This window comes from Streptomyces sp. NPDC051921 (assembly GCF_040680975.1).
Classification (GTDB): domain Bacteria; phylum Actinomycetota; class Actinomycetes; order Streptomycetales; family Streptomycetaceae; genus Streptomyces.
Map to the genome: position 1 here is coordinate 1 of NZ_JBFAXU010000011.1, position 19,483 is coordinate 19,483.

General features: G+C 73.4%; 18 protein-coding genes and 1 pseudogene. 5 read left to right on the forward strand and 14 right to left on the reverse strand.

Going from position 1 to position 19,483, the window contains the following annotated elements:
• Positions 1–204 precede the first annotated feature (204 nt).
• Positions 205–1,296 carry a LuxR C-terminal-related transcriptional regulator gene (locus AB0M16_RS16325; RefSeq protein WP_365343242.1) on the reverse strand — a complete coding sequence of 364 codons (1,092 nt, stop codon included), beginning with the start codon at positions 1,294–1,296 and terminating at the stop codon, positions 205–207.
• Positions 1,297–1,430: 134 nt separating this feature from the next.
• Between AB0M16_RS16325 and AB0M16_RS16330 the strand changes: the two genes are divergently transcribed.
• Positions 1,431–2,135 carry a helix-turn-helix domain-containing protein gene (locus tag AB0M16_RS16330; protein WP_365343244.1) on the forward strand — a complete coding sequence of 235 codons (705 nt, stop codon included), beginning with the start codon at positions 1,431–1,433 and terminating at the stop codon, positions 2,133–2,135.
• A gap of 89 nt (positions 2,136–2,224) precedes the next feature.
• On the opposite strand, the gene AB0M16_RS16335 is transcribed toward AB0M16_RS16330, so the two are convergent.
• The 4 genes from AB0M16_RS16335 to AB0M16_RS16350 all read right to left on the reverse strand — a co-directional run bounded on the left by AB0M16_RS16335 (position 2,225) and on the right by AB0M16_RS16350 (position 7,382).
• Positions 2,225–4,285 (reverse strand): LamG-like jellyroll fold domain-containing protein, encoded by a 2,061-nt coding sequence (locus AB0M16_RS16335; protein WP_365343246.1) that lies wholly within the window; start codon positions 4,283–4,285, stop codon positions 2,225–2,227.
• Between the two features lie 160 nt (positions 4,286–4,445).
• Positions 4,446–4,970, reverse strand: coding sequence for an O-acetyl-ADP-ribose deacetylase (locus AB0M16_RS16340; RefSeq protein ID WP_365343248.1), 525 nt, complete (start codon positions 4,968–4,970; stop codon positions 4,446–4,448).
• 55 nt (positions 4,971–5,025) lie between these two features.
• Positions 5,026–6,450 carry an NAD(P)/FAD-dependent oxidoreductase gene (locus tag AB0M16_RS16345; RefSeq protein ID WP_365343250.1) on the reverse strand — a complete coding sequence of 475 codons (1,425 nt, stop codon included), beginning with the start codon at positions 6,448–6,450 and terminating at the stop codon, positions 5,026–5,028.
• Positions 6,451–6,512: 62 nt separating this feature from the next.
• The gene (locus tag AB0M16_RS16350) at positions 6,513–7,382 is read right to left on the reverse strand and encodes an inositol monophosphatase family protein (protein WP_365343252.1); all 870 of its coding nucleotides are present in this window, start codon (positions 7,380–7,382) and stop codon (positions 6,513–6,515) included.
• Positions 7,383–7,510: 128 nt separating this feature from the next.
• Here AB0M16_RS16350 and AB0M16_RS16355 point away from each other — a divergent pair, with 128 nt between their 5' ends.
• A complete protein-coding gene (locus tag AB0M16_RS16355; RefSeq protein ID WP_365343255.1) occupies positions 7,511–8,566 on the forward strand; it encodes a biotin/lipoate A/B protein ligase family protein in 1,056 nt (351 codons plus the stop codon).
• Positions 8,567–8,636: 70 nt separating this feature from the next.
• Complete coding sequence (locus AB0M16_RS16360; protein WP_365343257.1) at positions 8,637–9,521, forward strand: hypothetical protein; 885 nt, start codon at positions 8,637–8,639, stop codon at positions 9,519–9,521.
• Positions 9,522–9,531: 10 nt separating this feature from the next.
• Here AB0M16_RS16360 and AB0M16_RS16365 read toward each other — a convergent pair whose 3' ends face one another.
• Both AB0M16_RS16365 and AB0M16_RS16370 read right to left on the reverse strand, forming a co-directional pair.
• Positions 9,532–10,128 (reverse strand): class I SAM-dependent methyltransferase, encoded by a 597-nt coding sequence (locus AB0M16_RS16365; RefSeq protein ID WP_365343259.1) that lies wholly within the window; start codon positions 10,126–10,128, stop codon positions 9,532–9,534.
• Positions 10,129–10,310: 182 nt separating this feature from the next.
• Positions 10,311–10,771, reverse strand: a pseudogene (locus tag AB0M16_RS16370) (cytosine permease); the annotation flags it as partial.
• A gap of 209 nt (positions 10,772–10,980) precedes the next feature.
• Here AB0M16_RS16370 and AB0M16_RS16375 point away from each other — a divergent pair.
• Positions 10,981–11,868 (forward strand): metallophosphoesterase, encoded by an 888-nt coding sequence (locus tag AB0M16_RS16375; RefSeq protein WP_365343261.1) that lies wholly within the window; start codon positions 10,981–10,983, stop codon positions 11,866–11,868.
• A complete protein-coding gene (locus AB0M16_RS16380) occupies positions 11,865–12,518 on the forward strand; it encodes a 4'-phosphopantetheinyl transferase superfamily protein (RefSeq protein ID WP_365343263.1) in 654 nt (217 codons plus the stop codon). Before AB0M16_RS16375 ends, AB0M16_RS16380 begins: the two co-directional genes overlap by 4 nt.
• Positions 12,519–12,592: 74 nt before the next feature.
• Here AB0M16_RS16380 and AB0M16_RS16385 read toward each other — a convergent pair whose 3' ends face one another.
• From AB0M16_RS16385 to AB0M16_RS16415, 7 genes are all read right to left on the reverse strand, one after another.
• The gene (locus AB0M16_RS16385) at positions 12,593–13,606 is read right to left on the reverse strand and encodes a TIGR03842 family LLM class F420-dependent oxidoreductase (RefSeq protein ID WP_365343265.1); all 1,014 of its coding nucleotides are present in this window, start codon (positions 13,604–13,606) and stop codon (positions 12,593–12,595) included.
• A gap of 11 nt (positions 13,607–13,617) precedes the next feature.
• Positions 13,618–15,021 (reverse strand): dihydropyrimidinase, encoded by a 1,404-nt coding sequence (hydA, locus tag AB0M16_RS16390; RefSeq protein ID WP_365343267.1) that lies wholly within the window; start codon positions 15,019–15,021, stop codon positions 13,618–13,620.
• A gap of 18 nt (positions 15,022–15,039) precedes the next feature.
• A complete protein-coding gene (locus AB0M16_RS16395; protein WP_365343269.1) occupies positions 15,040–16,320 on the reverse strand; it encodes an aspartate aminotransferase family protein in 1,281 nt (426 codons plus the stop codon).
• The gene (locus AB0M16_RS16400) at positions 16,317–17,159 is read right to left on the reverse strand and encodes a nitrilase-related carbon-nitrogen hydrolase (RefSeq protein WP_365343271.1); all 843 of its coding nucleotides are present in this window, start codon (positions 17,157–17,159) and stop codon (positions 16,317–16,319) included. Before AB0M16_RS16400 ends, AB0M16_RS16395 begins: the two co-directional genes overlap by 4 nt.
• Positions 17,160–17,407: 248 nt before the next feature.
• Entirely contained in the window at positions 17,408–18,655 is a 1,248-nt protein-coding gene (locus AB0M16_RS16405) for a UL36 very large tegument protein (RefSeq protein WP_365343273.1), read from the reverse strand.
• Positions 18,656–18,724: 69 nt separating this feature from the next.
• Positions 18,725–19,111 (reverse strand): PPOX class F420-dependent oxidoreductase, encoded by a 387-nt coding sequence (locus AB0M16_RS16410; protein ID WP_365343620.1) that lies wholly within the window; start codon positions 19,109–19,111, stop codon positions 18,725–18,727.
• Between the two features lie 132 nt (positions 19,112–19,243).
• Positions 19,244–19,453 carry a hypothetical protein gene (locus AB0M16_RS16415; protein WP_365343275.1) on the reverse strand — a complete coding sequence of 70 codons (210 nt, stop codon included), beginning with the start codon at positions 19,451–19,453 and terminating at the stop codon, positions 19,244–19,246.
• Positions 19,454–19,483: the final 30 nt, after the last annotated feature.

Here is a 19,483-nt window from a genome sequence, read left to right on the forward strand (position 1 = left end):
TCCGACGGCACCCCTCGGGCCCGGTGACACCACCCCCCAGGTCATCCGTTCGACAGGGGGCAACAGTCATGCCGGGCCCGGAGGCCAGCGGCCCCGTTGCAGGATCGCGAAAAACATAACGGGGCCGACGCCTCTGGGGGCCGGCGCCGCCGGGGTGCCGGCGCCCTCCGGGGCCGGCCGGGGGATCGTGGGGCGGCCGACGCCTCAGGCCGGGGCGGCGGCCCCGGCCTCCTCCCGCGCCAGGTCCGGAAGGTAGTGCGGGAAGAAGATCTGGCCCACGAGCTCGCGGCGCGAGCGGACCCCGGTCTTGGCGAAGACCGCCTTCAGGTGGTCCTGCACGGTGAACGGGGACAGGGTGAGCCGGTCCGCGATCTGCGTCGTGGGCGCGCCGCTGACCACCTCGGTCAGGACCTGGCACTCGCGGGGTGTGAGCGCGTAGGCCTCCATCAGCGCGGCGATGCGGTCCGGCGGGGACGCGGGGCCCATGGACAGGGCGACCTGGGGCCGCTCCCCCGTCTCCAGCCGCCAGCCCTCGACGGCGGCCCAGCCGCCCGAGCGGGTCGGCACGCACACCCGGCTGCCGCCCGAGGGGCTGTTCAGGGCCGCGGCGGCGACCCCGTACGCGGCGGCCGGCAGTGCCGTGCCGCGGGCGGGGGTCTCGGACAGTTCGGCGCACCAGGCGGCCGCCGTCGCGGACCGGGTGACGATCTCGTAGTCCGCGCTGAGCACCACGAGCGCCCGGGCCTCGGGGGCGGGCGCCGCGGGCCGTTCGGTCAGGGCGTCCCGCAGCGCGCGGCCCAGGGGGGCGGACAGCCGGGCGGCGAACTCCGTCTCGGCGGCGGAGAACGGCGGCCGGTCGGCGGACCGGGTGAGCACCAGAGCGCCCCACACGCGTCCGGCGTCGCGCAGCAGCAGCCGCATCTCGTCGGCCATGCCGAGCGGGCGGTAGATGTCCTGGTAGCGCAGGCTCCGCTCCAACTCGCCGTCGAGGGCTCCCGCGAGGGTGCCGACGGGCCGCGCCTGGCGGGCGAGGGCGGGCATCGAGAGGGCGTCCCCCTCGCGGTACTCGATGTCCAGCATGCGGGGCAGCCACGCATCGCTGACGCCGTAGCGGTAGCAGCCGCCCACGTTGAGGAGGGTCACCGGGTCGAGCAGCACCCCGGCCCACAGTTCGAAGGGCACGGCGCCGGCGATCGCGGTGGCCGCGGCCTCCAGGACGGCGACGGAACCCCGCGCCTGCCGGGCCGCCCGGACGGTGCGGCCGTGAACGGTTTGCCAGTTGGTGGTGCGGGCCATGTGAAGAAGAGCCTCTCGCCGCCCGCTGAATGTCTGATAAACGCGCAGGTCGCCGTCGTTCACCGGCGGATGGGCCGGCACCCCCCAGATTCCTGGGATGGCGCCGCGGCCGACGGGTTCGCAGACTTCGCTGCATGTCGCACAGAACAACGGACACCACGGGGGAAGGACCCGCTGCCGGCAGAGGCGTGGTCGAGGGCGCGTTCGCGCTGCTCGACGCCCTGCGGCGACGGGGCGGGGAGGCGGGCCTGAGCGAGCTCGCCGCGGCGTGCGGGGTGCCCAAGGGGACCGCGCACCGGCTGCTGGACCAGCTCGGGCCCGTCGGCGCCGTCGAACGGCGCGGCCGCAGGTACGCGTTGGGGCCGCAGCTGTTCCGGCTCGGTCAGTCGTGGCAGCCGTATCCGGGCCTGACGGCAGCGGCCCGGCCGGCCCTGCACCGGCTGCGTGCGGCGACGGGAGCCAGCGTGCTGCTCGCCGTGCTCCGCGACGAACACGCGTTGACCGTCGTCTCGGTGCCGGGGCGCGCGGAGTCGGTCCTACCGGTACGCGACGGCATGGCGTTCCCGCTCGGTTCGGCGCCCGGGCGCCCGCTCGTGGGCCGGGACCCGGGGCCTTCCGTGGACCGGAACGGGCCGGCGGCGGGTCTGACCTGCGTGGCGCTGCCCGTCCGGGGACCGGACCGCCGGGTCGTGGCGTCGCTCGCCGCGCTGACCCCGGCCGACGGGAACGTCCCTGCGGTCGTCACCGCGGTGGCCTCGGCGGCGACGTCCGTCGCCGCCGGTCTCGCCCGGTCGGTCTCCGGCGAACGGGCGGGGCTCGCCGCCGTGTCGGCACGCTGACCCGGCCGCCGGGCTGCCCCGGCCCGTCCGTGGGCTGCGATGCCGTGGTCCGGCCGTCGGGGGGCGGCCGGACGCACGGGGGTCGCCCGCTAGTGCGCGACCGTGAAGTGGCAGACCGCGGCGGTCGGCGAGGGGGCCGAGGTGCCGTCGACCGTCCGGGCGTACCACCCGTATCGGTGTCCGGCGAGCAGCGTCGGCCGGACCGAGACCGTGCCGTTCCCCGTCACCTTGCCGCTCGCGGAACCCGGGCCGCCGAGCCGGATCGGCTGGGGCTGCTGCGGGTCGGTGTTGTCCCAGATGGAGAATTCGGCCCAGACCTCGTGGGAGGGATCCGGATGGGCCACACGGGCGGTCAGATCGGGCGTGGTGGTGGTGACGGTGCCGAAGTCCCCGGCGGAGTAGCTACCGACGTGGCATCCGGGACCGTTCGCCCCCGTCGCGGGGGAGGTGACGGTCCGGCCGGGGGCGGTGAGGGAGCGGGCCGCCGAAGCGGCCTGGGCGGCCGTCATCGGGTAGTCGTACACCTCGACGGACTGGACGGAACCCTTCCAGAAGCCGTTGGAGCGTCCGGCGACTTTGTCCCGGCCGACGGTGAAGGCACCCGTGGCCGCCCAGGTGGCCGCGTGGCCGGCGGAACCGGCCGGCTCGCCGTCGACGTACAGGTCGACGGCGCCGCTCAGCGCGTCGAACGTACCCGTGAGACGGGTCCAGCGGCCGGGTACGGCGGCCGTCCTGGAGATGGCCTGGTCCATGCTCCAGGTGGTGCTGTCGGCCTTCGGCAGGCCGAACCGCCAGGTACGGTCCGGCTGGTTGTACCAGAGCATCATGCCGCTGATGACGGACCCGTCCTGGGCCAGCGCCACCGAGGTGCCCGCGTCCGGGTCGACCTTGACCCAGGCGGAGACCGTGAAGCTCCGGGTGGTGTCCACGACGGGACCATCGGCGACGATCTCCCCGGTGGAGCCGTCCAGTACGGCCGTGCCTCCGTGGTCGGTGCTCCAGACGACACCGCCCTTGACGGTGCCGAAGTGCCCCTCGGCGTCCCTGAGGGGCCAGTTCAGCCGCGGGCCGCCCTTCACCGTGCCGAGCAGCGGGGCGTGGTCGGAGGGGGCGTTCGGCACGCAGGCCGCGCCGGTGTCCTTGGTGCAGTCGGGCTGGACCGCCTTGGAGTAGTCGGCGCTGTCCGCGTACTCGGGCCGGGAGTCGCAGGCCCCGAATCCGGCGGTCGCGAAGAGGTAATCGATCTTGGATGTCTCGGTCGCCCCCTGGACGAGGGAGCCGTCCGGTGCAGGGGTCCACTTGTTCGTGACCTTGGTGATCTCGTTCGGGACGTCACCTGCGTGGTAGGCCTGCTGATCGCATTCGGCCATCGTCCGGTGGAGCGGCTGCAGCAGGTCCCTCTGCCTGGTGTTGAAGTCGCCGCCGAGGATCACCGAGCGGAAGTCGTCGACCTGGCGGGCGACGGTGTCGATCTGCGCCTGGTAGGCGGTCACACCCTCCGGGGAGGCCCCGTAGTTGGTGAGGTGCGTCGTGCACAGATGGGTCTCCCACCCGGCCACCCCCGCACACAGCACCTTGCCCGGCTTCTGCTGCTTGCCCGCCGGCACGGGCAGCGGCGTCTCGCGGGACCACTCGACCTCGCCCTTGACCAGGATCGCCGTGCTCACGTCGCCCGACAGGGTGTTCCGACACGCCGACTCGCCGTCGGACGCGCGCGGGGTGGTCGCCGACACCGCCGTCCAGGCCCCCGTCGGGGTGAGCAGGCGGAGGATCTGGTCGAGCTGGCTGAGGTTGCCCGGCCCGCTGTTCAGCGTGCCCGCGCACACCTCCTGCAGCAGCACGGCGTCCAGGCCCTCGCCGTTGACGAGGCCGGCGACCTCGAACGCCTTCTTCAGGGTGTTCGTGTCGTCGGGCAGCCGCGTGTTGCGTTCCGGGCAGTATCCGGCATCCCATGGCCCGGGTCCGCCGGCCTCGCCGCAGACGTTCCAGGTCATCACGCGCAGCGGCTCGGTGGTGTGGGCGGTGTTCGTCGCGTCGCCGGGGGTGGTCTCCACGGCGGCGACCGGTTCGATCTGCCCGGCGCACAGGAGTACGGCCGCGAGGAAGATGCCCATGGCACGGCGCATCGGCTTCGATCTTCGTATGTGCATGCGTCGGAGAATAGTCATGCGAGCCTCCGGCCCCGCTGGTTGACGGCCCGTCAGAGGCCGGAGCCCGAACGAGGTCGTCGGCGGGACCCGGCCGGGATGCGGGGCGCTGAGCGGGGCCTGGCAGCAGGGGCAGGTCGGCCGAACCCGCGCGGCGCGATGACTACGAGGAGTGAATCCGCTCGGCGAACGCCCGGTACGCCTCCTCGTCGAAGAGGACGAACCTGACCTCTTCGACGTCGGTGTTCGCGTGCCGCACCGCCTCCACGGCGATGCGCGCGGCGTCCCCCATCGGCCACCCGTAGGCCCCGGTCGAGACGGCCGGGAAGGCGACGGTGCGCGCCCCCAGCCCGTCGGCGACCTTCAGGGCCTCCCGGTAGCAGGACGCCAACAGCGACGGGTCGCCGCCGGCGCCCTGATACACCGGACCGACGGTGTGGACGACCCAGCGGGCGGCGAGGTTTCCGGCGGTGGTGGCGACGGCCTGGCCGGTCGGCAGGCCGCGCCCGTAGTGCCCGGCGCGCAGCTCGCGGCACGCGGCGAGGATGGCGGGCCCGCCCTTGCGGTGGATGGCGCCGTCGACCCCGCCGCCGCCGAGGAGCGAGGAGTTGGCGGCGTTGACGATGACGTCGGTGTCCTGCTCGGTGATGTCGCCGCGGACGAGGACGATCTCGGGTCGGGTGCTCATGTCTCCATCCTCCCGCCGTCGGCCGCGTCGGACATCCGCATTCTCGCGCGCGGACTCAGGCCGCTGCGGGGGTGCGCAGCCGGCGCCAGACGGCCTTCGCCGCGTTGTGCCCGGACATGCCGTGCACGCCGGGGCCGGGCGGGGTGGCGGAGGAGCAGAGGAAGACCGCCGGGTGCGCCGTGTGGTACGGGAAGAGGGAGAGCTTGGGGCGGAGCACCAGCTGGAGGCCGCGGGCGGCGCCGCAGGCGATGTCGCCGCCGACGTAGTTGGCGTTGCGGGCGGCGAGTTCGGGCGGGCCGGCGGTGGCGCGGGCGAGGATCAGGTCGCGGAAGCCGGGCGCGAAGCGCTCGATCTGCCGCTCCATGGCCTCGGTGAGGTCGCCGCGCCAGCCGTTGGGGACGTGGCCGTAGGCCCAGAAGACGTGCTTGCCCTCGGGCGCGCGGCCGGGGTCGACCAGGCTGGGCTGGGCCGTGATGAGGAACGGGGTGTCGGGGGCCGTGCCGGAGGAGGCCTGGCGCAGGGCGGTGCCGATCTCGCCCATGGTGGGGCCGATCTGGACGGTGCCCGCCCGGCGGGCGGCCTCCGCGGTCCACGGCACGGGCCCGGACAGGGCGTAGTCGATCTTGAACACGCTCGCGCCGTAGCGGTAGGCGTCGTAGGCGGAGCCGAGGCCGGCGATCCGGGCGAGGGCGGTGGGCGAGGTGTCGAAGACGTAGGCGCGGGCCGGCGGCAGGTCGTCCAGGCGCTTGACCTCGAAGTCCGTGTGGACGGCGCCGCCGAGCTCCTTCAGGTACGCGGCGAGGGCGTCGGAGATCGCCTGGGAGCCGCCCCGCGGCATCGGCCAGCCGGCCGCGTGGGCGGCGAGCGCGAAGACCAGGCCGACGGCGCCGGTCGCGAAGCCGTCGAGCGGGGCGATGACATGGGCGACCAGCCCGGCGAACAGGGCGCGCGCCTTCTCGTCGCGGAACCGGCGCATGAGCCAGGTGGACGGCGGGATGCCGGCGAGGCCGAAGCGGGCCAGGGTGACCGGGTCGCGGGGCAGCGCGGTGAGCGGCAGCTGCATGAAGTCCCGTACCAGAGTCTCCCAGTGGGGCAGGAAGGGCGTGATCAGGCGTCGGTACGCGCCCGCGTCCCTCGGCCCGAAGGAAGCCGCGGTCTCGGCGACCGACCGGGACAGCACGGCCGCGGTGCCGTCGTCCCAGGGGTGGGCCATGGGCAGCCGCGGATGCAGCCACTCCAGGCCGTGGCGCTCCAGCGGCATGGTCCGGAACACGGGCGAGGTGACGCCCAGCGGGTGCACGGCGGAGCAGGGGTCGTGGCGGAAGCCGGGCAGGGTGAGTTCCTCGGTGCGGGCGCCGCCGCCGATCGTCGGCCGCGCCTCGAACACGGCCACGGAGAAGCCCCGCCGGGCGAGCTCCACGGCGGCGGTCAGTCCGTTGGGTCCCGCCCCCACGACGACGGCATCGAGCATCGACGGCACCTTGGACTCCTTCGTCAGCCGACGGCCAAGGATCCCAGCATATTCCCGGCCCGGTAAGGCACTTACGCCGCCCCGAGCAGGGAGCGGATCCGCGCCGCGGTGGCCGCGTCACGGGCGGCGGTGAACGGCAGCGTGTTCCCCCCGGTGATGCGGAAGGGCTCGCCGGTGAGGGTCAGGTCGGCGCCCCCGGCCTCCGCGACGAGGAGGAGACCCGCCGCGTGGTCCCAGGCGTACTCCCAGGAGAAGGCGACGGCATCGAGCCCGCCCCGGGCGATCGCCAGGTACTCGAGGCCGGCAGAGCCGCAGGGGCGGGGGGCGACGCCTTCGGTACGGAGTCCGAGCAGGGCGCGCTTCTGGTCCGGGGTGGTGTAGTCGGGGTGGGACGTGGCGACCTCCAGAACCGCTCCGGGGGCGGGCGCGCCCGCCCGTATCACCGTGCCGTTCAGGGTGGCGCCGCGGCCGCGCACCGCGATCGCGAGCTCGTCGAGGGCGGGGGCGTAGGTCCAGGAGGCGAGCAGCTCGCCGCCGCGGGCGAGGGCGACGAGGGTGCAGAACCCCGCCTCGCCGTTGACGAACTGCCGGGTGCCGTCCACAGGGTCGACGATCCACACCGGGGCGTCGCCCCGGAGGGCCTCGTACACGGTCGGGTCGGCGTGCACGGCCTCCTCGCCGACCACCACGGAGCCGGGCAGCAGGGCGGTCAGGGAGGCGGTGAGGTGGGCCTCGGCGGCACGGTCGGCGACGGTGACCAGGTCGTGCGGTCCGTTCTTCTCGACGATGTCGTCGGCGTCGAGCTGCCGGAAGCGGGGCATGATCTCGGCGGCGGCGGCCTTGCGGACCGCCTCCTCCACCTCGGTCGTGCCGCCGGCGAGGACGTGGGCGAGGAAGTCGGTTTCTCCGGTGGCGTGTCCGGTCGTGCGTCGTTCCGTCATGCGTCCATCCCACCACACCCGTCTGACATCCAGGGGTCCCCGCGGCGACCTGTGGACGACCGGCGGGCGACCCCCGGGCCGCGAGTACGCTTTGATCGACTTCACCCCTTACATCCAGGGAGGGTTCCGTGCACGGCGAGTACAAGGTCCCGGGCGGCAAGCTGGTCGTCGTCGACCTCGACGTGGAGGAGGGCGTGCTGCGCCGGGTCCGGGTCGCGGGCGACTTCTTCCTCGAACCGGACGAGGCGATCCTGGCGATCGACGGGGCCCTGGAGGGCGCCCCCGCCGACACGGACGCCGCGGGCCTCGCCGCCCGCATCGACCAGGCGCTGCCGCCGGGCACCGAGATGTTCGGCCTCACCACGGAGGGCATCGGGGTCGCGGTCCGCCGGGCGCTGGCGCACGCGACCGACTGGACCGACTACGACTGGCAGCTGATCCACGAGGCGCCGCAGTCCCCCGCCCTGCACATGGCGCTCGACGAGGTCCTGACGGCAGAGGTGGCCGCCGGCCGCAGGCCGCCGACCCTGCGGGTGTGGGAATGGGGTGCCCCGGCCGTGGTGATCGGCAGCTTCCAGTCGCTGCGCAACGAGGTGGACCGGGAGGCGGCCGAGCGGCACGGCATCGAGGTGGTCCGCCGGATCAGCGGCGGCGGCGCCATGTTCATCGAGCCCGGCAACACCATCACGTACTCGCTGTCGGTGCCCGACGCCCTGGTCCAGGGCCTCTCCTTCACCGACAGCTACGCCTATCTCGACGACTGGGTGCTGGGCGCGCTCGGCGACATGGGGATCAAGGCCTGGTACCAGCCGCTCAACGACATCGCGACCGACGCCGGGAAGATCGCGGGCGCCGCGCAGAAGCGCATGGTCGCGGGCGCGGGCGCGGTGCTGCACCACGTGACGATGGCGTACGACATCGACGCCGACAAGATGACCGACGTGCTGCGGATCGGGCGCGAGAAGCTCTCCGACAAGGGCACCACGAGCGCCAAGAAGCGGGTGGACCCGCTGCGCCGCCAGACCGGCCTGCCCCGCGAGGCCGTCATCGACCGCATGATCGCGTCCTTCCGGGGCCGCTACGGCCTCGCCGAGGGCCGCGTCACGGAGGAGGAGCTGGCGCTGGCCAAGGAGCTGGCGGAGACCAAGTTCGGGACGACGGAGTGGACGGCCCGGGTGCCCTGACCGGGGTCCGGCCGCTCTCACGGGCCCGCCGCCCCGACCAGGGCCGCCGGAGGTCTCGTAGGCTCCCCGCATGCGGATCGATCACCCGGTGCGGCCGGGGCTGCGGATGGAATGCGCGGACGGCGGACGGCTCGTCCTGGTGCAGGGCGGGCGGCCCGTCCTCTTCGCGCGGCAGCGGGCGAGCCACTACGGGGTGCACTACGCGCGGACCGGCGCCTACGTCTCGCCGCTCACCCCGCTGAAGGCCGCCACGGCCCGTTCCTTCGCCGCGTTCGCCGCTCCCGGTTCGGAGGCCTGGACGGAGCGCTGGGCCGCGCACGCGGAGGCGGAGCTGCGCGGGGCGGCCGACGGGCCACTGCACGCGGGCGACTGGAACCTGGGGCCGATGACGCCGGGCTGGTTCGTGGACGGCAACTGGCCCAAGCCGCTCGCGCACGATCCCGACCGGGGCCATCTGACCTGGTTCGGCTACGGCGACCCGGTCGAGGACGCCCGCGATCTGCTGCCGCTGCGGGCGCTGTCCGATCCCGCGGCGGCCCGGGTCAAGGCGTATCGCCGCCAGTACCGGGAGGGCGTGCTGCCGCCGGTCCTGCTGTGGTGGATCAGCGGACTGAACTCCCCGGTGGTGCTCGACGGGCACGACCGGCTGGTCGCGGCCCTCGCCGAAGGCGGCCGCCCGCCGGTCCTGCTGCTGTCGCGGGCGGTCGACGCCTCCTACGTGGCGCTGTGCTCCGCCCGTCCGGTCGAGGAGTACGAGCGGCGGACGGCCGCGGCCGACGGTCCGCTGGCGGCCGTGCACACCGCGGCGGCCGGCCGGTGGCTCGCGGACGTCCTGGGGTCGGTCGAACGGACCCCGGAGATCACCCGTGCCTGGCCGGTCCCCGGGGGTGTGGCCGGTTGGGAGCGCGCCGCGGCGACCCACGTACCCGGCTGGCGGCCGGACCCGCTCCCCTGATCGGTGCGGCTCAGGCGGCCGGGGTGCGGGCGACCAGGATGAACTCGTTGTACGGGAAGGCCTTGCCGACCGAGCGGGCGAAGGGGAACGAGTAGGTGCGCTCGACCTTCAGGCCGACCTTCTCCGCGTGGGCGCGCAGCCCGTCGAAGTCGACGAACCGCACGTGGGTGGCGTCCGTCTTGTAGCCGGCCTCCTGCGGGCAGATCAGGACGACCGAGCCACCGGGCTTCACCAGGGGCAGGTACTGCTCCAGGATCGTGTTGCCCAGGGTCTCGTCCATGTGCTCCAGGACGTGCGCGCACAGCAGGCTGTCGAAGGAGCCCGGGCCGCAGTCCGGGGCCTCGGCGAGCTCGTCGGGCGTGTACGCGGTGAGGCCGCGCTCACGACAGGTGGCGACGGAGGTCGCGTTGTGGTCGACGCCCACGCTGTCGGGGCCGCAGTTGAGCAGGTTGCGGCCGATGCCGCAGCCGACGTCCAGCACGCGTCCCAGACCCAGGCGCTTCAGGTTCCACCGGTACGGCGCCTGGGTGGGCAGCAGTCGCTTGATCCCCGAGTTCTCCAGCCGGGCGAGCCGCTGGGTGTAGTCGGAGGATTCCGTGCCGGACATCGACGACCGCCTTCTGTTGCTCTGTGTGAACGGAAAACGACACCGTGGGGGGCGGGTTGCGGGCAACAGGCCATGCGTCGACACATGACCGGAGTGGGGTGGATCGCACGCTACCCAGGTGGTCTGTGTCGCCGAGGCTATGTCATGGAGACGGACGGGTAAAGATCAGAGTGTCGCGTGTGTCACTCCGGCCCCCCGGCCGCGCCCCGGTCCCGGTGCCGCGCCATGAGGCCGGTGTGGAGGAGCAGCACGGCGGCGAGCCCGACCGCCCAGCCGTGGTCGGCGAGGGGCCTGAGCAAGGGGATCAGGCCGTCCTCGGGGAACGGGCCGGTGCCGGGCGCCGAGTGGGAGCCGCCGACCGCGAGGACCCCGCCGACGAGGAAGGCGAGGACGGCGGCCGGGTTCCAGCCGCCCCGGTACCCGTAGGGGCCGTCGGCGCGGTAGAGGCCGCCGAGGTCGAGGGCGGTGCGGCGGACCAGCCAGTCCTGCGGTCGGGGATGTCGAGGCTGAGCGTCGCCCAGGAGGCGGTCATGCCCATGAGGGCGGGGAAGAAGACGCGCCGGAAGTCCGTGCCCCAGCCGAGTTCGGACGGCTGGTCGAGGAGGGGCCCGGAGCCGCCCGCCTTGACCGCCATGCAGATCAGCTTGGTGCCCGTGCGTCGGTACGCGTCGGCGTTCGTCGACATTCCGGCCACCCGGGCGCCGGGGCCGGGCGGGCGCCCCGCCCGGCCCCCGGATTCCTGCCCCGGTCCCCGGGCGCGGGCCGGCGAGCGGCAGCGCGGTGCCCGCGTGCCCGGAGCGCGTCTCCCGATCCGCACCGAGCGCCGGCTCCCGCTGATCTAGGGTGAGAAGCATGTCGACACAGGGGGCTCTGCGAGCCATCAGTGACTTGCACGTCGGCTATGCCGACAACCGTGAGGTCGTCGAGGCACTCCGACCTTCGTCCCCGGACGACTGGCTGATCGTCGCCGGTGACGTCGGAGAACGCATGGAGGACATCGTCTGGGCGCTCACCCTGCTCAGCGAACGCTTCGCCCAGGTCGTCTGGGTGCCGGGGAACCACGAGCTGTGGACGCACCCTGACGACCCGGGGGCGCTCCGGGGCGTCGCGCGCTACGAGCAGCTCGTGGCCCTGTGCCGCCGTCTCGGTGTCCTCACGCCCGAGGACCCCTACCCGACCTGGACGGGTCCCGGCGGGCCCGTGCGCATCGCCCCGTTGTTCCTGCTCTACGACTACTCGTTCCTCACCCCCGGCACGACCACCGTGGAGGAGTCGCTCGCCGCGGCCCGCGAGGCCGGGATCGTCTGCACCGACGAGTACTTCCTCCACCCCGACCCCTACCCGAGCCGGCAGGCGTGGTGCGCGGCGCGGCTGGCCGAGACCGAGCGGCGGCTCGCCGAGACGCCGCGCGACCTCCCGCTCGTCCTCGTCAACCACTGGCCCCTGATCCGCCGCCCCACGGAAGTGATGACCCATCAGGAATTCGTCCAGTGGTGCGGAACGGTGCACAGCGCGGACTGGCACCTGCGCTTCGGGGTGACGGCGGTCGTCTACGGCCACCTGCACATCCCCCGCAGCGTCAGCTACGACGGCGTGCCCTTCCACGAGGTCTCGCTCGGCTACCCCCGGGAGTGGCGCCGCTTCGGGCTCCGCTCCGACCTGGCCCGGCAGATCCTCCCCGCACAGCCGGCCGCCCGACTCCCCTTCACCAGCGCCGGGTTCGGAGGCGGGTCCGCGTGATCGAGCGCATACTGCCGCCCGCGGTGCGCTGGTCGCACAGCTTCGACGACCGCGACGACCCGCTGTTCCCCGAGGAGCTCGCCCTGCTGGAGCGCGCCGTCGAGAAGCGACGCGCCGAGTTCACCACGGTCCGCGCCTGCGCCAGGGACGCCCTGGCCGCGCTCGGCCACCCGCCCGCACCCCTGCTCCCCGGCCAGCGGGGAGCGCCCGTCTGGCCGCGGGGAGTAGTCGGCAGCATGACGCACTGCGCCGGGTACCGCGCGGCCGTGGTGGCCCGCGGCGACGAGATCGCCCTGCTCGGCATCGACGCCGAGCCGCACGCGGCCCTGCCCGAAGGCGTCCTGGACACCATCGCCCGGCCCGAGGAGCGCACGTCCCTGGACGCGCTGCCGACCACCGGCGGCATCGCGTGGGACCGGCTGCTGTTCAGCGCGAAGGAATCGGTCTACAAGGCCTGGTTCCCGGTGACCCGCAGCTGGCTGGACTTCGACGAGGCCAGCATCGTCATCGCACCGGACGGCACGTTCACCGCGCGCATCCTGGTTCCCGGATTCGCCCCGTCCGGTGAGCGGCTGAGCGGCTTTCACGGCCGCTGGCTCGTCGACCGGGGCCTCGTCGTGACCTGCATCGCCATGGCGGACATCCCGTAGGTCCAACGTCCTCGGCGGCCGGTGCCCCCGTCGACGTACGACGGGGGCGCCGGCCGCTGCGAGGGCCCCGGGAGTCAGCTGAGCGCCGGGATGATCTCGGCGCCGTACGCGTCGATGGTGGCCTCCCGGTTGTCGTGCATGTCGTAGACGGCGAACTGGTCGACGCCGAGCTCGCGGAGGTGCCGGAGCTTGGCGATGTGGGCCTCGGCCGGGCCGAGGAGGCAGAAGCGGTCGACGATCTCGTCGGGGACGAAGTCGGTGGACGGGTTGTCGGCGCGGCCGTGGTGGCTGTAGTCGTAGCCGTGCCTGTCCTTGATGTACGTGGTGAGCTCGTCGGGGACCATGGCGGAGTGCTCGCCGTACTTGGCGACCAGGTCGGCGACGTGGTTGCCGACCATGCCGCCGAACCAGCGGCACTGCTCGCGGGCGTGCGCCAGGGCCTCGGCGGAGTCGTCGGCCGTCACGTACGCGGGGGCGGCGACGCAGACGGTGACGGCGTCGGGGTCCCGGCCGGCGTCCCGGGCCGCCTCCCGGACCGCCTTGATCATCCATTCGGTGAGGAAGGGGTCGGCGAGCTGGAGGATGAAGCCGTCGGCCTTCTGGCCGGCGAGGGCGAGGGCCTTCGGCCCGTACGCCGCCATCCACACGGGGAGCTTGCCCTCGCGCACCCACGGGAGGCGGACCGGGCTGCCGTCGACGAGGGCTTCGCGGCCCTCGGCGAGGTCGCGGATGACGTCGATGGCCTCGCCGAGCCGGGCGAGGGTGTTGGGCTTGCGGCCGGCGACGCGCATGGCGGAGTCGCCGCGACCGATGCCGCAGACGGTCCGGTTGCCGTACATGTCGTTGAGGGTGGCGAAGGTGGAGGCCGTGACCTCCCAGGTGCGCGTCCCGGGATTGGTGACCATCGGGCCGACGTGCATCTTGGTGGTGTGTTCGAGGATCCGGCTGTAGATGACGAAGGGTTCCTGCCAGAGCACGGCGGAGTCGAAGGTCCAGCCGTAGCGGAAGCCGTTGCGTTCCGCCCGGCGCATCAGGCCGACGACCTCCGAGGCGGGCGGGTCGGTCTGCAGGACGAGTCCGAAGTCCAAGGGGCGGTCTCCTAGTTCAGGTACTGGCAGGTGGAGCGGGGGACGAAGCTGCCGTGACCGGCGCGGCCGGTGAACTTCCGCTGCTCGATGACCGGTTCGCCGCGGGACAGGACGGTCTCGACCTGGCCGGTGACGGTCCTCCCCTCGTAAGCGGAGTAGTCGACGTTCATGTGGTGGGTGGTCGCGGACAGCGTCTGGGTGGTGTGCGGGTCGTAGATGACGACGTCGGCGTCGGCGCCGGGGGCGATCGTCCCCTTCTGCGGGTAGAGGCCGAACATCCGGGCGGGGCTCGCGCAGGCGATCTCGATCCAGCGGCGGCGTGAGATGTGCCCGTCGACGACGGCCTGGTGGAGCAGGTCCATGCGGTTCTCGACGCCCGGCAGTCCGTTGGGGATCTTGGAGAAGTCGCCGAGGCCGAGGTCCTTCTGGCCCTTGAAGCAGAAGGGGCAGTGGTCGGTGGAGACGACCTGGAGGTCGTTGGTGCGCAGTCCGCGCCAGAGCGCCGCCTGGTGCTCCTCGGGCCGCAGCGGGGTGGAGCAGACGTACTTGGCACCCTCGAAGCCGGGCTCGGCGAGGTTGTCGGTGGACAGGAACAGGTACTGCGGGCAGGTCTCGCCGAAGACGGGCAGCCCCTTGTCGCGGGCCGCGGCGAGCTCGGCGACGGCCTCCTCGGCGGAGACGTGCACGACGTACAGCGGGGAGCCGGCGACGCGGGAGAGCTGGATGGCGCGGTGGGTGGCCTCCGCCTCGAGGAGTGCCTTGCGGACCTCTCCGTGGTAGCGGGGGTCGGTCTCGCCGCGGGCGAGCGCCTGCTCCACCAGGACGTCGATGGCGATGCCGTTCTCCGCGTGCATCATGATCAGTCCGCCGTTGGCCGCGCCGCGCTGCATGGCGCGCAGGATCTGTCCGTCGTCGCTGTAGAAGACGCCCGGGTAGGCCATGAAGAGCTTGAACGAGGAGATGCCCTCCTGGACGAGCCGGTCCATCTCCTTCAGCGTGTGCTCGTTGACGTCGGAGAGGATCATGTGGAAGCCGTAGTCGACGGCGCAGTTGCCGTCGGCCTTGGCGTACCAGGTGTCGAGTCCTTCGCGCAGGGAGTGGCCGACGCTCTGGACGGCGAAGTCGACGATGGTGGTGGTGCCGCCCCAGGCCGCGGCGCGGGTGCCGGTCTCGAAGGTGTCGGAGGCGAAGGTGCCGCCGAAGGGCAGCTCCATGTGGGTGTGGGCGTCGACGCCGCCCGGGATGACGTAGCGGTCGGTGGCGTCGATGACACGTTCGGCGGTCCAGCCGGCGGCGACGTCGGAGCCGTGGGCGGCGAGGGCGGCGATCCGTCCGTCCTCGACGAGGACGTCGGCGTGGAGCTCGTCGGCGGCGGTGACGACGAGACCGCCGCGGATGAGGGTGCGGGTGCTCACGGAACTTCTCCCTGCGAACTAGAGGGACCGGAGGGCCTGTTCGAGGATCGCCGCGCCTTCCTCGGCCTCGGCGACGGTGAGCGACATGGGGGGCGCGATGCGCAGGGCACTGGTGTTGTGCCCGCCGCCCTTGCCGATGAGCAGGCCGTTCGCCCGGGTGGCCTCCAGGACGGCGGCCGCGGCGTCAGGGGCGGCGCGGTCGGTGCCGGGCTCGGTGAGTTCGACGCCGATCATGAGGCCGCGGCCGCGCACCTCGCGGACGGCGTCGACACCGGCGGTGATGCCGCGGAGCCGTTCGAGCAGGAGCCCGCCGACGCGACGGGCGTTGCCCTGCAGGTCGTGTTCCAGCAGGTAGGAGAGATTGGCGAGGCCTGCGGCCATGGTGACGGGGGAACCGCCGAAGGTGGAGATGGAGTTGGCGTCGAGGCAGTTCATGATCTCGGCGCGGGCGACGACGCCGCCGATCGACATGCCGTTGCCGATGCCCTTGGCGAAGGTGAGCATGTCCGGGGGGCCGGCCTGGTCGTGCGCCTGCCAGCCCCAGAAGTGTTCGCCGGTGCGGCCCCAGCCGGTCTGCACCTCGTCGGCGATCCAGAGGATGCCGTGCCGGTCGAGGACGCGGCGGAAGGCGGCGTAGAGGCCGTCGGGCGGGGAGGTGAAGCCGCCGACGCCCTGGATGGGTTCGGCGATGAGGGCGGCGACGTCGCGGGTGTGCCCGAGCAGGTCTTCCAGGTCGGCGACGCAGGCGTCGATGAACCGCTCGTCGGTGTACTGGGCGAAGGGGCCGCGGGTGCGGACGCCGCCGTGCACGTACAGGGTCTGGAGCGGGGAGAGGCCGGTGGGCGACCAGGCGCGGTTGCCGGTGACGCCGACGGTGGAGAAGGAGCGCCCGTGGTAGCTGTTGCGCATCGCCAGGATCTGGTTGGAGCGGCGGTACGCGGTGGCGAGGAGCAGGGCGGTGTCGTTGGCCTCGGTGCCGGAGGTGGTGAAGAAGACGCGGGCGTCGGGGATGCCGGAGAGGGTGGCGATCCGCTCGGCGAGCTCGACCATGGGCCGGTTGAGGTAGAGCGTGGACGAGTGGATGATCCGCCCGGCCTGTTCGGCGACCGCCTTGGTGACCTCGGGGAGGGCGTGGGCGGTCATCGTGGTGAGGATGCCGCCGAAGAAGTCGAGGTAGCGGTTGCCGTCGGAGTCCCAGACGTGGCGGCCCTCGCCGTGGGTGAGCTCGACGGGGTCCTTGTAGTAGAGGGCGACCCAGTCGGGGATGACGGCGCGGTGGCGGTCGTGGAGGCTGCTCACGGCTGCACCAGCCCGTCGTAGGCGTCGGGGCGGCGGTCGCGGTAGAAGGCCCACTGCCGGCGCACCTGCTCGATGAGCCCGAAGTCGAGGTCGCGGACCAGGAGCTCCTCCTCCTTGTCGGAGGCGACGTCGCCGACGAACTGGCCGCGCGGGTCGACGAAGTAGCTGGTGCCGTAGAAGTCGTTGTCGCCGTACTCCTCGATGCCGACACGGTTGATGGCGGCGACGAAGTACTCGTTGGCGACGGCGGCCGCGGGCTGCTCCAGCTGCCACAGGTAGGACGAGAGGCCGCGGTGGGTGGCCGAGGGGTTGTAGACCAACTGTGCGCCGTTGAGTCCGAGTTGGCGCCAGCCCTCGGGGAAGTGGCGGTCGTAGCAGATGTAGACGCCGACCTTGCCGACGGCGGTGTCGAAGACGGGCCAGCCGACGTTGCCCGGGCGGAAGTAGTACTTCTCCCAGAAGCCCTTGACCTGGGGAATGTGGTGCTTGCGGTACTTGCCCAGATAGGAGCCGTCGGCGTCGATGACGGCGGCGGTGTTGTAGTAGAAGCCGGCGCCCTCGACCTCGAAGACGGGCACGACGATCACCATCCCGGTCTCCCGGGCGAGCGCCTGCATCCGGCGCACGGTGGGCCCGTCGGGCACGGGCTCGGCCCAGCCGTAGTGCTCGGGCTCCTGCACCTGGCAGAAGTAGGGGGCGTTGAACACCTCCTGGAACCCGATGACCTTCGCCCCCTGCCGGGCCGCCTCGTGGGCGTGCTCCTCATGCTTGGCGATCATGGATTCGGTGTCGCCGGTCCAGGTCGCCTGGACGAGCGCGGCACGTACGACGTCGGTCATGAGCTACTCCTTCGGCGCGGCGTCAGAGAGCCTCTACGCACGTAGACGCGATGCGTAGGAGGAGAACGTAAGCCCCGTCACACCCCGGAGCAAGACCACTGCCGTGAAGTAGCGGAGTCGATCATGTTTCATACCCGAGTGGTCCACGTCGGACACGTACCGACACGTCCGTGAGCGTACCGATCTGCCGAGGATGGCCGAAGGTGACGGCTGCGCGACGGCAGCGCGACGGCAGCGGAGCGACGTCCTCAGGCCAGGCCGGCGACGCGCAGGGCGTGGAGCAGGTCGCGTTCGCGCGTCGGGGAGAGGGCTCGGGCGGCCGCGAGGAGCGCCGGGGCGAGGGCCGGTGGGTCCGTGGCGGCGAGACGGGCGGCCTCCTCGGGGGTGCGGGCCCGCAGGAAGGCGGCCAGCAGGGCCCGGGCCTCGGCATGGTGCCCCTCGGCGTGCAGGGCCGCGCAGGCTCCGGCCAGCTCCTCGACCGGGCGGGCGACGCCCTGGCGCAGCAGCTGGTCGCAGTCGTACGGGCGGCCCGCGTCGGCCAGGGCGCCCGCGACGGCGGCGAGCCGGGCCGGCGGCAGGGAGGCGGCCTCCCAGAGCAGGGTGGCCCAGTCGGCGCCGAGCCCCGCGGCGTGCAGCTCGGCGGCGAGCGCGGGCAGCCAGGCGGGGGGCCCGGCCAGGGCCTCGCAGAGCAGGGCGTGCGCCTCGCCGCTGCGGCCCTGGGCGCGCAGCCGGCGGAGTGCGTAGACCGCGTTGCCGGCGGCGCGGGCGGCCTGGTCGGCGGCGGGGGACGCGGTCGGCTCCGGCTCGGTGGGGGGCGGGGCGAAGCGGGCGCCTCTCGGCGGCGGGTGCGGGGTCCCGGGCAGGTCCGGCGTCGGCACCGGTGCGAAGCGGGCGCCGCGCGGAGCCGTCGCCGGGGCCGACGGCAGGTCCGGTGCCGGGGCCGGTTCCGGGTCCTCCAGCCATGCGTAGCGCGCCCCTCGCGGGCGGCGCCCGGGCCGCCGGGTCGGCGGGTCCGGCGGTGTGGCGGCGGTGCCGGCGGTCAGCCGGGCCAGGCGGGTGGTCAGCTCGGCGACCCGGGCGCTCGCACGGGCCAGGTCGTCCTGGGCCCAGGCCAGTTCGCCGGTGGTGTCCGGCGCCGTGCCCAGCTCCTGGACCCGGGCCTCCGCGAGGCGGGCCTCGCGTCGCATCAGCTCGCGGCGTCCGGCGAGGGCCGCCGCCCCGCCGGGGGTGCGGTCGTGGGCCGTCGACGCCGCCTCGTGCAGGGCGCGGCCCCGGGCGGCCCAGGGACCGTCGGGAGGTTCGGCCAGGTCGTGGAGGAGCGATTCCACGACGTCCCAGGGGAGGATGTCCGTCCCCTCGAAGCAGGCGCGCATCCCTTCCGGGTCGCGGGTGGCGAAGACCCCGTACCAGCCCTCGCCCGGGTCGAGACGGCCGGCCAGGTCGCTCAGCCAGCCCGCGAAAGCCGCCACTTCCGCCGGGAGTTGATGCACCGTCATTCCACTGCCTTTCGGTCCACCGGCATTGGACCGCAGTCGTGTTACGGGACGGCTACACAGAGTTTTCGGTCAGGGGGCCGTGAAGCTCACGACGATGCCCGTGTGGGGGCGCTTCCCGAGGCGGGCGAGGGTGGCGGGCCAGTCGACGGCCCAGTACTGCCACGTGTACTTGCGGGAGAGCAGGCGGCGGACCCGGCGCAGCTCCTCGCCGGTGACCAGCCGGGCCGTACCCTCCACCCGTACGGCGTCCTCCGCCACGTTCCCGCGCATGTCGCAGACCGCCGCCACGACCCGGGGGTCGCGACGCAGCCGCTTCACCTTCCAGGAGTCGGTGCGGGTCCAGGCGTACAGCTGCTCGCCCTCGACCGCGTACCAGACGGGTGTGGCGACCCCGGTGCCGTTCTTCCGGAAGGTGGTCAGGCTGACGTAGCGGCCGTGCCGCAGCTCTTCGGGCATCACGAGCGCCGAGCTTACGCAGGGGCCGCCCGGCCCGCGCGCGCGAGGGTGTCCCCCGTCACGGACGGGGGCGGGCGGGCCACCGTCGGGCGCGGCTCGCGGTGTCGGCCCGAGGACCGGGCCGGGGGTGCCTCAGGCTTCGCGGCGGGCCGTCCGGTCCCGCCACGCGAGGCCCGCCCCCCGGAGGGAGCCGAGCAGCCCGATCACCAGGACCGGCCACATGAGCCAGCGCCACGGGGCACCCTCGATCACCGGGTGCGTCACGTGGACGTACACGCCCGTCGCGTACAGGACCGCGAGGACGGCGTTTCCCAGCAGACGCAGTTCAGGACTCGGCTTCATGTTCTGTACCCCCCTGGGCAGTTCCCCTTG